This is a genomic window from Paenibacillus planticolens (assembly GCF_013141725.1).
In the GTDB taxonomy this organism is placed as follows: domain Bacteria; phylum Bacillota; class Bacilli; order Paenibacillales; family NBRC-103111; genus Paenibacillus_E; species Paenibacillus_E planticolens.
In genome coordinates this window covers 73,316-86,759 of record NZ_WHNZ01000039.1, presented here as the reverse complement: position 1 = coordinate 86,759, position 13,444 = coordinate 73,316, and the positions used below count along the sequence as shown (strand labels likewise).

11 protein-coding genes and 1 pseudogene are annotated in these 13,444 nt (G+C 51.4%); 11 read left to right on the top strand and 1 reads right to left on the bottom strand.

All coding sequences use genetic code 11. From position 1 onward, the window contains the following. The first annotated feature begins 18 nt into the window (after positions 1–18). From GC097_RS16625 to GC097_RS16600, 7 genes are all read left to right on the top strand, one after another. On the top strand, positions 19–852 hold the full coding sequence (locus GC097_RS16625) for an alkaline phosphatase family protein (RefSeq protein ID WP_171684421.1): 834 nt from the start codon (positions 19–21) through the stop codon (positions 850–852). Positions 853–1,595: 743 nt separating this feature from the next. Continuing rightward, the gene (locus GC097_RS16620; RefSeq protein WP_171684420.1) at positions 1,596–2,357 is read left to right on the top strand and encodes a TSUP family transporter; all 762 of its coding nucleotides are present in this window, start codon (positions 1,596–1,598) and stop codon (positions 2,355–2,357) included. A gap of 6 nt (positions 2,358–2,363) precedes the next feature. Then, positions 2,364–2,582, top strand: a complete 219-nt coding sequence (locus tag GC097_RS35000; RefSeq protein WP_376768399.1) for an RAxF-45 family protein — start codon at positions 2,364–2,366, stop codon at positions 2,580–2,582. Between the two features lie 109 nt (positions 2,583–2,691). After that, positions 2,692–4,761: a ribosomal protection-like ABC-F family protein gene (abc-f, locus tag GC097_RS16615; RefSeq protein ID WP_171684419.1), complete on the top strand. Its 2,070-nt coding sequence runs from the start codon at positions 2,692–2,694 to the stop codon at positions 4,759–4,761. A 355-nt stretch (positions 4,762–5,116) separates the two neighbouring features. Next, positions 5,117–5,815: a pirin family protein gene (locus tag GC097_RS16610; protein WP_171684418.1), complete on the top strand. Its 699-nt coding sequence runs from the start codon at positions 5,117–5,119 to the stop codon at positions 5,813–5,815. A 15-nt stretch (positions 5,816–5,830) separates the two neighbouring features. Then, on the top strand, positions 5,831–6,160 hold the full coding sequence (locus GC097_RS16605) for a hypothetical protein (protein WP_171684417.1): 330 nt from the start codon (positions 5,831–5,833) through the stop codon (positions 6,158–6,160). Between the two features lie 54 nt (positions 6,161–6,214). Further along, entirely contained in the window at positions 6,215–7,303 is a 1,089-nt protein-coding gene (locus tag GC097_RS16600; RefSeq protein WP_171684416.1) for a nitric oxide synthase oxygenase, read from the top strand. Between the two features lie 260 nt (positions 7,304–7,563). Here GC097_RS16600 and GC097_RS16595 read toward each other — a convergent pair whose 3' ends face one another. Beyond that, the gene (locus tag GC097_RS16595) at positions 7,564–7,737 is read right to left on the bottom strand and encodes a hypothetical protein (RefSeq protein WP_171684415.1); all 174 of its coding nucleotides are present in this window, start codon (positions 7,735–7,737) and stop codon (positions 7,564–7,566) included. Positions 7,738–8,438: 701 nt separating this feature from the next. On the opposite strand from GC097_RS16595, the gene GC097_RS16590 reads away from it, so the two are divergent. The 4 genes and pseudogenes from GC097_RS16590 (at position 8,439) to GC097_RS34995 (ending at position 13,441) form a co-directional block, all read left to right on the top strand. Then, positions 8,439–10,241 (top strand): sensor histidine kinase, encoded by a 1,803-nt coding sequence (locus GC097_RS16590; protein ID WP_312875676.1) that lies wholly within the window; start codon positions 8,439–8,441, stop codon positions 10,239–10,241. Beyond that, complete coding sequence (locus GC097_RS16585; RefSeq protein WP_171684414.1) at positions 10,207–11,010, top strand: response regulator; 804 nt, start codon at positions 10,207–10,209, stop codon at positions 11,008–11,010. The genes GC097_RS16590 and GC097_RS16585 overlap by 35 nt, the downstream gene beginning before the upstream one ends. A 102-nt stretch (positions 11,011–11,112) precedes the next feature. After that, positions 11,113–12,468 carry an extracellular solute-binding protein gene (locus tag GC097_RS16580; RefSeq protein WP_171684413.1) on the top strand — a complete coding sequence of 452 codons (1,356 nt, stop codon included), beginning with the start codon at positions 11,113–11,115 and terminating at the stop codon, positions 12,466–12,468. A 90-nt stretch (positions 12,469–12,558) separates the two neighbouring features. After that, positions 12,559–13,441: pseudogene (locus tag GC097_RS34995) on the top strand (carbohydrate ABC transporter permease). Positions 13,442–13,444: the final 3 nt, after the last annotated feature.

The window sequence follows — 13,444 nt, the reverse complement described above, 5'->3', positions numbered from 1 at the left end:
ACGGGGGGACTGATTGACATGACATTGACGTCAAAAAAGGCTGTTAAAAGGGTCATAATCCTAGGCATTGACGGTGCGGGGAGATTCATCCGTGAGGCCGATACCCCTTATATGGATGTGCTGCTTGCGGGAGGGGCGCAAACGTGCCAGGCTCGCACCGCCTATCCTTCCAACAGCGGGGAGTGCTGGGGATCGCTTCTGCATGGGGTAACGCCGCAGCGGCATGAGTCCCATGTGCATATTCAACAGAACAGGAACTATCCGGCGGGCTCGCCGACACCGTCGGTATTTCAGATCTTGAAGGAAGCGCGGCCTGACAGCACAATGGCCGCATTCGTCTCATGGAAGCCGATTATAACCGGCGTTATTGAGGAGATTCAGGGTATGGAAAAGTACGCTGCACCGGATGAAGCGCTGGTTCCCGCCATCGGAGACTACCTCCGTTCGCACCCCGGGCTTGAGCTGCTGTTCGTCCAACTGGACGATGTGGATGCCGCCGGCCACCGGCATGGGTATGGAGACGGCTCCGCGGAATATTTGAAAGCCATTACGCGGGCTGACCAACAAATCGGCGAGATCGGCAGATCTCTTCTGGAAGCGGGGATGCTGGAAGACAGCCTTCTCATCATCACAACGGATCATGGCGGCGGCGGTTTGGACGCTTTCAATCACGGGAGTGACGCACCGCAGGATATGACCATTTTCTGGGGCTGCCGTGGGCCCGGCGTTAACCCTGAAGCCGACTTGTCGGGCTTGTCCATCATGGACACGGCAGCGGTCGCGCTTCATGCGCTTGGCCTGCCGGTCCCGCGCGATTGGGATGCCAAGCTGCCGGCTGGCTTGCTGACATAGATCGTAGAGACAGTTCGATGATCATCGGGCTGTCTTTTTTTGCTGATTACACAGCCTAACTTATGCCGAACGCGCCCCAATGTCCTCGATAGCACTGTGAAATGAAACAAGCTTAATGCTTCCGGGGATACCCTAACGTGTCCCTGAAACCATGCTGTAATGCTGATTACACCGCCTACTTTATGCCGAATGCGCCTCGTTATCTCCCGGCCCCCCCCATGGCACCTCTCTCCCGTCTCTATGTTGTACTTTGTACAACAAAAAGGCAGTCCACGCCCTACAATTCGGCGTTTCATTGTACAAAGTACAATGACTTTAACCCGAATAGCCTTAAATCAACGGCTTTCAGCCCAAAACGTTGTACAAAGTACAACATAGAGGAGCACGGAGGCCAAATTACATTCATAATGTTGTACAAAGTACAACATAAATAGGATAGTACGCCAGGCTTATGCCTTGGCGGTCTTTTAAGAAAGGCTTCCCCGAGCGTCTCGCTGGTGAGCTAGTGTACCTCCCTGCTCGAGAACATCTCCCTTGCTATTGTTATTTCCTTGCCTGAACGGATGCATCATGCGAAAATAAATAGTAACTACAAAAAGCTATAGCTGCACCATGCCGATTCTGTCTCTCATGGCTGTGCTCTACTTCACAGTCAACTATGCGTTGTCCTTAGCAGCGCTCGAAGGATGGAAGCGAGAAATGGTGTGGGAGAATTTGAGCTGGAAGAGGGAGTCATATCTATCATGGGACACTTGAGCCTAGAAATGTTATTGTTCGTCATCGTAGGCGGATTTTTGGCGGCATATGTTGATTCTGTTGTGGGAGGAGGGGGACTAATCGCGCTTCCTGTTCTGCTTGCAACGGGCATGCCTCCGGCGATCGCTTTGGGAACGAACAAACTGGCGGGAACGATGTCGTCGCTGACCAGCACGATTTCTTTTATGCGTTCGGGTAACATTGATATCAAAGCAGTGAAGGGTCTGTTCCTTTTATCTTTATTAGGAGCAGTTTGCGGAACATCGGTGCTGCGGCAAATTCCTTCGGACTTTTTAAGGCCGATGGTCGTCGTTATGCTGATTCTCATTACTGTCTATACGATTTTTCGGAAAAACTGGGGAGACCGCTCGACGTTCCGCCAGTACTCCGCCAAAACAGCTCTGCTAATGGGGAGTGCGGCTTTCGGATTAGGCTTTTATGATGGTTTTTTTGGACCCGGTACGGGTTCCTTTCTGATATTCGTTTTTCTTATGCTGGGCTTTGACTTTGTGAAAGCGGCAGGGAACGCCAAGGTGCTGAATTTCGGAAGCAATGTAGCGAGCTTGGCTACGTTCATGGTGCTCGGCTCCATCAACTACGGAATTGGAATTCCGATGGGCATCGCAATGATCTGCGGTTCCCTGTTAGGTTCGCGCATGGCGATCCGCAAAGGTTCGGTGTACGTTCGGCCTTTATTTCTTACCGTTTGCATCCTCCTTATTGGCAAGCAGATATGGGATTTATTTTAAGGGATAATGGCCTTGGATTGCGAATTGACCGTCGGTTATGGTAATATTTTATACATATATGGAAAAGGAGGTGAAGGTAGGATGAATCGAGAGTTTGTGAACAACCGTGTGAGCCAGTTACCTATCGCGATGGCTGGCATCGTTCATGCAGCAGCCAACAACGGGAGAAGTCTGTCCAAATTTGCATATACGGTTTCACAACTCACGAAAAGACACCTACCTTAGCCTCAATCGGAGCTATCCGCAAAGGTCGTAGGAATTTTCCTGCGGCCTTTTTTGCTGCGCTCAGGATGTTCAGGTTAGGGTCTTTCATAACCTAGGAGGATCCTTAACGATGTTAATTATAAACGGTCAAAATATAAAGAAATACCACGGCGCCCAGCTGGTGCTTGCAGACGTTACTTTTGAAATTCATCATGGCGAACGAATCGGTTTGGTCGGAAGAAACGGCAGCGGCAAATCGACCCTGCTGCGGCTCATTTCCAAAATGGAAAAGCCGGACGAAGGGCAGCTGACTGTGCGCAAAGATACGCGACTCGGCTATTTAGCCCAAATCCCGACGGAATGGGAGAACGGCACGGTGTACGATGTGCTTGCGGCTAGTTTGGCGGAGCTTCTTGAGTGCCGCGCCGCGATGACGGAGCTGGAGCAGCGCATGTCGGAGTCGGCGGCGGCTGGTCAGCTCGATCAGCTGTTGGAGCGGTATGCTCAGCTGCAGGAGCGCTTCGAGCGGGAAGGCGGCTATGAGCTGGACGCCAGAATTGACCAGGTGGCAAGCGGACTTGGCATTGCCCGGGAGATGTACGGGCGGAGTTTCGACTCGCTGTCCGGAGGAGAGAAGACCAAGATTGCGCTCGCTTCCCAGTTGATCGGCAAGCCGGATTTGCTGCTGCTCGACGAGCCGACGAATCATCTCGATTTAGTTGGCGTGGAATGGTTGGAGGAGTACTTGACCCAGTATGAGGGCGCGTGCTTTATTGTGTCTCATGACCGTTACTTTTTGGATCGTGTTGTCACCAAGATTGTGGAATTGGAAGACGGGGAGTCTTCGACTTATCTGACTTCTTATTCGGGATACATGAAGGAGAAAGAAGTACGGCTGCTGCAGCAATTCACGGATTACCAAGAACAGCAGAAAGTCATCAAGAAGATGAAGGAGACGATCAAGCAGCTGACGGAATGGGGGCGTATCGGTGGAAATGAGAAGTTTTTCCGCCGGGCGGCATCCATGCAGAAAGCGCTGGATCGGATGGAGAAGCTGAAGCGCCCGGCCCTTGATCCGAAAGCGGCGGAGTTCGGGCTGAGGGTGGATGACCGCTCCGGTAAGCGCGTGATTGCGTTCGAGGACGTAAGTAAGCGGTATGGGAATAAAGTGCTGCTTCAACAGGCAAACGGCTTGCTGGAGTATGGCGAGAAAGTGATGCTTCTGGGGCATAACGGTTCAGGGAAAACGACGCTGCTCAAAATGATGTTAGGCGAGGTGCTCCCTGACAGAGGTGAGCTGGAAATCGGCGCGCGCGTAGACATTGGCTACTTGGCGCAGCAGGAGTATCCGGAGGACCGGAAGAAGTCGGTTCTGGCTTACTTCTGTGAGGAAGCCCGGATGGAAGAAGGAGAGGCACGTGGGAGGCTCGCCGCTTATCTGTTTTACGGCGCCGACGTATTCAAGCCGGTTAGCTCGCTCTCCGGCGGGGAGTGGACGCGACTGCGGCTGGCGCTGCTCGTGCTTCGCAAGCCGAATCTGCTCATTTTGGATGAGCCGACGAATCATATGGACATCGCCTCAAGGGAGGCGTTGGAGGAAGCGCTCGAGGAGTTTCCCGGAACGGTGCTCGCGGTGACGCATGACCGTTATTTTATGAACCGGCTGGCCCAGAAAATATGGGAGCTGCATCAAGGGCGGATCACCGTTTATTTGGGCAGCTTTGATGACTACAAAGCGAAGAGCGCTCAGCAGCGTGCGGCGCGGGCGGCGGGAGCAAGGGCCGATGCGGGAGCAGGAGCGAGGGCGGCTGCGGGAGCAGGAGCTGATGCGAGAGCAGGGGCGAGAGCGAATGCGGGAGCAGGGGAGAGAGTGGATGCGAGAGCCGGGGTGAGAGCTGATGCGAGAGCAGGGGCGAGAGCGAATGCGGGAGCTGAAGCAAGAGCGAATGCGAGAGCAGGGACGAGAGCGGCTGCGGGAGCAGGGGCGGCTTCGCGCGGGAGGTCTCGCAGCTCGGCTGCGTTCGCGCAGGAGAAGCTGGAGAAGCGGATCGCGGAGGAGGAAGCGCGGCTCAGCGGGCTGGATCAGGCGCTGGAGCTTGCCGCGGCGGATGAGCTAAGCCGGCTTTGGACGGAGCGCGAAGCGGTGCAGGCGGATTTGGATCAGCTGTATGCAGAATGGATACTGCTGACGGAAGAATAGAAAAGGGGGGCCATGGGCGCCATGGGCTCCCCTTTTTTTTGATTTGCAGAGGAGAGGGAACTGTGATCCTCTATTTTGTTGTTTAGCGTACTTTTGCCGAGTTAATGGTATCTAGGGGGCGCTATTGTGCTCTTTTGGGCGGGAAAGTAGGTGTATGTGAGCAAATAAGAGCCTGTAGTTTCACTAAGATTGCGATTTAGGTTAATTTCGCCAGAATAGCGGACCATAGTTCTTATCGCTCACCCGATGTCCAGATTTTTTCTTCATTTTGCAACCATTCCGCCACTGTTCCGACATGGAAGTCGATTGTCTGAATGTGATAAGCTTAGAGTACTCAATAAAGGAGGCGATTGCTGTGATACAAGTATTTCCTGCGCACACGAGAAACAGCTCGGATTTGGGCTGGCTCAAAGGATATAAGAGCTTTTCATTTGGTGATTATTTTGATGAAAATAATACGGGTTTCGGCGTTATGCGCGTGTGCAATTATGATGAAATTGCCGCAGGTCGGGGCTTTGGACCGCATCCGCACAGCGATATGGAAATTGTCAGCGTCGTTCTCAGCGGAGCCATTAAGCATGAGGATAGTTTAGGGAATGTGGCGGTAACGGCAGCGGGCGGCGTTCAGCGCATGTCAGCCGGAAGCGGCGTGATTCATGCCGAGTACAATGCCTCGGAAACAGAGCCTCTCAGCCTGTTCCAACTCTGGTTTATGCCAGCGAAACGGGGGACTGAGCCTTCCTTTGAGAATGTGACCTATGTGCCGGAAGCCATGACGAATGCCCTGCTGCCCGTAGTCACGCCTGAAGGCGGCGAGAACAAAGCGAAAATCCATCAGGATATGAGCATTTACCTCAGCAAGCTGGAGGCTGGCAAAGAATTGGCGTTTCATCAAGGAGACAATCGGCGTATTTTTCTTATGGTCATAAGCGGGAAGTTAGAGGCTAATGCTGCTGTTTTGGAAACAATGGACAGCGCCCGCATGGAGGCGGAGTCGACGCTTGCGCTACATGCGATGGAAGATACGCATTTCATGTTAATCGATCTGCCATAAAAGGAGGCTGCGGTGATGAAGGAACAATTTTTGGTGAAGCATGCGGTAGGCGGCCGGGCATTTATCGATACAGGCAAGCAGCCTGTTGATTATGCATGGAAACAGGTCCAAGACGAATGGGTTTTTACCGTGAGGATTGAGAAGGAGCGTATTGCAGAGCTTTTGAAATGGATAAATGAACTTAACGTTTTCATTTTCCAAGAGCTTGAGAATGAGCCAACACGGAAGATCTGGTTTTATGTCGGCGATGACGCCGTTCAATATTCGGAGGAACAGGGTGAATTGACGATTGTTGCGGTTTCCCAAATTGCCTACGTTCCCGATCAGTTTAGCGCTCAATTGTAGTTGATATAAGGAAGCTCTGCGGGAGCTTTCGCGAATCGGAATGGAGTTACACCTATGAAAGATGTTCAAGATCAACTGTTAGAAAAGGCCGTGCCTTTTATCAGAGAATGTTATAGCGAATTAGGCAAAAGCGCGAGCGAAACCGAAGCCCGTATTGCTGAAATTGCTCGTGCCATTGAGTATGATGGTACCTACGAGCACACGCTTCAAGAGCTGGAGCACGGGGCAAAAATGGCTTGGCGCAATAGCAATCGTTGTATCGGGCGATTGTTCTGGGAAACTTTGACGGTGCAGGATGCCCGGCAAGTGAAAACGGAAGATGAGATGGCGGAAGCTCTGTTTCGGCATATTGAAATGGCGACGAATGACGGCAAAATCCGCCCTGTCATTACTATTTTTCCCCCGACGCGGGATTCGGTACCTGGGGCTTTTATTCATAATGCGCAGTTGATTCGTTATGCGGGCTATAGGGCGGAGGACGGCATTGTGGGCGATCCGGCATCCGTGCAAATTACGGCAATGTGCCAGTCTCTCGGATGGCAGGGGGCGGGAACGTCTTTCGATGTCCTGCCGCTGCTTCTCCAGATGGGGGATCATGCGCCGAAGCTCTATGAAATACCGAGCGGACTGGTCAAGGAAGTGGACATTGCGCATCCGGATATCGCGGCATTCGCGGATTTGCGCCTCAAGTGGTACGCGGTGCCGATTGTTTCGAACATGTACCTTGAAATGGGGGGCATTCATTACCCGGCGGCGCCTTTTAACGGCTGGTATATGGGAACAGAAATCGGAGCGCGAAATTTCGCCGATGAAGAGCGCTACAACATGCTCCCGCGAGTAGCCTCTGCAATGGGCTTAGATACCCGGCGCGACGCTTCCCTATGGAAAGACCGGGCTCTTGTTGAGTTGAATGTGGCTGTGCTGCACTCCTTTCAATCGCAAGGCGTCGCCATCGTGGACCATCATACCGCGGCGCGGCAGTTCAAGAGGTTCGAGGAGAAAGAGGAGAAGGCGAACCGTGACGTCACGGGCGACTGGACGTGGCTCATTCCGCCGCTTTCTCCGGCGACGACGCATATTTTCCACCAGCATTACAGCAATGAAGTGAAGCTGCCCAATTTTTTTTATCGGGATGAAGAGTAGCGGAAACACGGCAGGCGCCTATGGCGGCCTGCTTTTTTTCGGTTTTTGTGTTATGGGACCCCAACCAATGCTGTAGGGAGCTCTACCTTGAGGAGCGTCCACATGTTAGCGAGCCTATTGGCATCAAGAGAGCTACAGGCCAAGTAACCGAACTGCTCTAAACGACCTCTATAGGCCAAGAAACTTTACTGCACGAAGTGTCCTCTACACACCAAGTAACCATACTGCTCGAAGTGACCTTTACCCGCTAAGTAACCATACTACTCGAATCTACCTCTACCCGCCGAGTAACCATACTGCTCTAAACGACCTCTATCCGCCAAGTAACCATACTGCTCAAAGTTATCTCTACCCGCCAAATAACCACCATACTGCTCGAATCGACCTCTATGCTCCAAGTAACCATACTGCTCAAAGCTACCTCTACCCGCCAAGTAACCCTTCTCCCCCCCACTTTCTACGTTGTACTTTGTACAACATGAAAGCGGTTTATCTTTTGCAATCCCGTGCTTCGTTGTACAAAATACAATCATTTTAGCCCAAATGGGACGAAATTGCGGGGATCTGCCCGAACCGTTGTACAAAGTACAACATAGAAGGGGTTGGGGCAGAAATACGCCCTCTATGTTGCACAAAGTACACCATAGAGGGCTTAAAGCGGAATTACAACCAAGACCGTCAGGCTTACGCCTAGACGGTCTTCATGATTTTTATTAGCGTGAGGGGGAGGAAGTTTGCGCGTCCGATTTCATTGGAGAAAATCAGATTTGATCCGATGAAACCCGGAATCTCCCCAAACGCTACATCCTTATGGACACTACAGCCCCTATTCCATGAAAATGAGGCTAAATCCAATTGTAACGGACACCTAAGCAGCTATTCACCCTGTTTATGAGTAATTTGCTTGTCTATCGACGAATAAGGACGCTGGTGTCCGTCCCTCTGGGGAGAGAGCACAATTAACGCAAATAACGTCCATGAGGTCCGTGAGTTTCTTCATTCGAGGCATTTGCACGGCAACCCAAAGGTTTCCGGTAAATCCCTCGCCTGGTCTTTATATACTTTTTTCGCGCGTCTGTAGTATGATTTGGCAAGAACCATATGCATAAATCCAATTGAAAAGGGGAACCCCCGCTTGTGGCAGAAGGTGGCTAATTGGAATACGCTGCGCAATCAGATGCTGGCCGGCTTCGTTTCCGTGATGATTATTGTGTTGATTTGCGCCGGCATTATAACGTTCAACTCGGTATCCACCCTCCTGAATACGAAGGCGGAAACGCAGATGAAGCAAATCGCCTCTCAAGCAAACGGCAGGCTCGAAGCGATCATTACGCAAATTGATACGTTAACGCTGCAGGCTGTCAATGACGCGTACTTGCAGCAGCTGTTTCTTTCTAATGTGCTTGGAAAAGAGGTCAGCTTCAGCGAGCGGCAGGCTTTGATGAAAATCGCCAACCACATCCAAGCGTATAGCGGCGTCAGCAATGTAGAGCTTTACACGACCGGCTTTGTGCGCTTGTTCCCGTTGGATGATCAAAGGCTTTCCGATCGGGTAGATCACAATTGGATCGAACAGGCGGACAAGGAAAAAGGGAAGCTGGTCTGGATCGGGAATGATCCGAAGGAGCCGGGGACGGTTCTTGCGATTCGGCGTATTAACTTAATTGACCGTTGGTTTTCGAACGGTGGGTATTTGCTTGTACGAATCAATCGAAGCTATTTTGATTTCCAAAGCCAACTGGCGGATACGGGCAGCCATCCGGAATTGCTGGTGCTGGCCGACAGCTCGGCAGGGCCAATTGTAACAGATGGTGAGGTCACCGAAGATATAAGCGAACTCATGCAGACGTCTTCGCAGACCGTAACGGTGAAACAGAAACGCTACATTCTTGTTAAGCAGCTTTCTGAAGAAACCGGCTGGACGCTCATGATCCTGTATCCGGTAAGTGACATCACAGATGGCATTTCCGTTCTGCGCTGGGCGATTATCGTATCCGGGGCGATCGGCTCGGTGCTGTTCATTATCCTCTCATTCCTGCTCTCGATGATGATTACGCGTCCGATTCTAAGGCTTATGCGGGCCATGAGAAATACCCGGCAGGGCGTGCTGACGCCGAACCTTACGAAATCGTACACAACAGAGCTGAACGATTTGAATATGACCTACAATCAAATGGTAGACAATATTAACGGACTCATTAAATTGGTATATGAAAAAGAAGTGATTCAAAGCCGAACAGAGTTGCAAGCGCTTCAAGCGCAAATAGATCCCCATTTTTTATACAATACGTTGGAGGCTCTGTACTGGTCTTTGCAGGAAAAAGACGAGGAAGAGCTGGCTGACCTCGTTGTTGCGATGTCTGACTTGTTCCGCTATGTCATCGGCAGTCCGAACAAGGACGAATGGGTGACGATGGGGGAGGAATTGGAGCATATTAAGCGGTATTTGAGCATCATGAGTGTGAGATTTGGCTCGCGTCTGGTATGGGAAATCGATGCAGATGACAGGTATAATCACGTTCATATCCCCAAACTGCTGATCCAACCGCTGGTGGAAAATGCTATCCTGCATGGCCTGGAAGGGAAAACAGACCCTGGTTTAATCACAATCCGTGTAGAACCGTCGCCCGTGGAAACTGCGGAGCTGCGAATCACTGTCAGCGACGACGGTCCAGGAATGAGCGAGGCAGCACTCCAAGCCATCCTGGGTGCCATGGAGCGCGGAGGCGGGGGCACGCCTTCTTCCGGCAAAGGGAAGGGCATGGCGATATCCAATGTGCAGCGCCGCATTCAGTTGTATTACCCGGCCCTCTCTAAGGGCAGCAGGGGTTTGTCGATACAAAGTGTTCCACGGCAGGGGACAAGCATTAGCTTCGATATTCCGATTCATAAGGAGGAGAACGATGAGTCCGCCAAACAAAACAATTTTGATCGTTGACGATGAGCCGCTAACGAGAGAAGGCATTCGCAAAACGCTCGAAGCCTGGTCGATCGGCCGCTACCATATCATGAGCAGCAGCAATGGGACCGAAGCGCTGGAAGTGCTGAACACACGCCATGTGCATCTGCTTATCACGGATATTCGAATGCCGGAGATCAGCGGGTTGCAGGTTGTGGAGGACTCGCGCAGTTCCGGACATAAGCCTGTCGTGATCGTCATTTCGGGACATCCCGATTTTCAATATGCGCAAACAGCCATTCAGTTAGGTGTCGTTAACTATTTGCTGAAGCCGATTAAAAAGAGCAAGCTCTTAGAAGCCGTTGAACAGGCGCTGCAGATTGAAGAAGAACGCGGACGCGTGGAAACGATGGAGAAAATGGTCGATTCCCGGCTTATGCAGGCCAAAACCGTCTCCATGAACTACAGTCCTCCGGTTCGGCAAGCCGTGCTATACGTGGAGGAGCACCTCCAGGAACCTCTCGGGATGAGCGAGGTGGCGGGGCATATTCATCTGAATCCGAGCTATTTCAGCGCACTTTTTAAAGAACAGACGGGCTTTACTTTCAGCGAATACGTCGCACGAAGCAGAATTCAGAAAGCGAAGGAACTGCTGCTGCAGACAAGGCAGACGATTGCGGACATCTCAGAGCAGGTGGGATATCAGACGTCGAAATATTTCATCAAGCTGTTCAAAGAGTACGAAGGGATCTCCCCGAATCAATACCGCAAGCAGGCGAGCGAGGCCGAAGAGCAAATGGAAACCTAAAAATTGTGGTATATTTCCCGATAGCTGTTACTCCCTGCCACCGTAATGAAAGCGCTACAATAATAGTCGTAGCAAACAAAAAGCTTGAGGGGGAAACAGCGCATGACAAGAAAAACGCTTACATGGACGATGACGACGATGCTTAGTCTCGGTTTGGTTCTATCCGGGTGTTCCAGTTCTACCCAAAGTTCCAGCACGCCGCAACCAGCTAAAGAAACGGCAAAAGCAAGCGGGGAAAGCGCACAACCGGCTAAGAAAGTTACGCTCAAAATGATGCACCTCTGGCCAACCGGAAACTCCGCAACGCAAAATAAAATTGTAAACGATATCATAAAAGAGTACCAAACGGCCAATCCGAATGTGACGATTGAGCAAGAAGTGCTTGAGAATGAGCAGTATAAAAATAAAATGAAAGTGCTGTCTACTTCCAACGCCCTGCCGGATGTAGGCTTCACATGGGCGGCAGGCTATATGGACCCTTACGTGAAGGGCGACATGTTTGCGCCGCTGGACGACCTGCTGCAAGGAGATCTGAAAGACAAATTCGTAAACGGAACGACAAACGCTTATGCTTTCGGCGGCAAAACCTACGGACTTCCTGTCGAGCTGAACATCGTGCCGGTGTATTACAATAAAGCGATTTTTGCGAAATTTAATCTGCAGCCGCCAAAAACCTATGATGAGTTTAAAAATGTTGTCAAAACGCTCAGCGCCGGCGGCGTCGCGCCAATCGCGCTTGGCAACAAGGACCGCTGGACCGGCTCCCTGTGGTATATGTACTTGGCGGACCGCATCGGCGGACCGGAAACATTGAAAAAGGCGATCGACCGCTCGGGCTCATTCAATGATCCTGGCTTAATTCGCGCAGCATCCGAAGTGACGCAGCTCGTTGATATGAACGCGTTCAACAAAGGCTTCAATGGCCTTTCCAACGATGAGGGCAAAGCGGAATTCATGAACAGCAAGGCTGCGATGTACATGATGGGTACATGGGAACTGCCGAACTACACAACGAACAAGGATGTACCGCAAGCGTTCAAAGACCAAATCGGCTTCTTCAAATTTCCGACCGTCGATGGCGGCAAAGGGAATCTGGACAGCTGGGTTGGCGGGCCGGGCGTAGGCTTGTTCGTGGCGAACAATTCGAAAGTCAAAGAAGAATCCAAGAAATTCGTTTCCTTCTTTGTACAAAAGTGGGGCGAGCACGCGATTTCCGAAGCAGGCGTCATTCCTGCGACGAAAGTAGACACGTCCAAAGTGAAGCTTCCGCAAATGTACATGGACTTATTGAATGAACTGAATAAAGCGAGCAATATTACCCTATTTGCTGACGTACAGATGAAACCGGCCTCCGCTGAAGTTCACCTGAATATGATTCAAGCGCTGTTCGGCAAAGCCGTGTCGCCGGAAGATTTTGCGAAAAAGCATGAAGAAGCTTTGGCCAAAGAAGCCAAGTAACTACAACGAAACGAGTGGGAAGGACATATCCCGACACGACGCGGCGGTATGCCCTTTTCCTTTATCGGGAAGAAAGGGGAAGTGCGGGTTATGAATAAAGTCATGTCCAACAAATCGATGATCGCTTTGTACGTCATTCCCTCGCTGCTTCTGGTTGTGGCCCTGATCTACATGCCGATCGTCATGACGGGCTATTACGGATTAATGAAGTGGGACGGCGTCGGTAAAATGAGCTTTATCGGCTTGCAAAATTACATGGAGCTGCTGCGCGACGAATTGTTCTGGAGCAGTGCCAAGCATTCCTTCTTGCTGGCGATTTTCTCGGCGCTAAGCCTGCTTGTCTACCTGCTGGTCGCTTTGGTGCTATCGGCAAACCTGCGCGGTGCGAACCTTTTCCGCAAAATTTACTTAATCCCGATGCTGCTGTCCTCCGTAGCCATCGCCCAACTATGGTTGAAAATATTCCACCCGACGAACGGGATGCTGAATCATATCCTGATGTCGCTGGGGGTCGAGCATACACCCGAATGGCTTTCGAATCCATCGATAGTTCTCTATGCGATCTTCATTCCGATCCTGTGGCAGTACGCGGGATTCTATATTTTGATCTACTACGCAGCCTTGAAAAACGTTCCTTCCTCGCTGATCGAATCGGCGCGCATGGACGGTGCCAGCCCATGGCGAATTGCGCTATCCATACGAATTCCGCTGATCGCCGAAGTCATGAAAGTAACCGTTGTTCTTGCGGTAGTAGGGTCTCTGAAATATTTTGACCTGATCTATGTCATGACAGGCGGAGGGCCGAACGGGGCCAGTGAAGTGATGGCCTCCTACATGTACCGTAAAGCGTTCAAAGGCTACGATTTCGGCTATGCCAGCGCTATTGGCTTCTTCCTGCTCGTGATTTGTCTCGTTGTGACGTGGCTGATCCGCCAAAGCGACGGCTTCCACAGACAATATCCAATATTCGTAACGA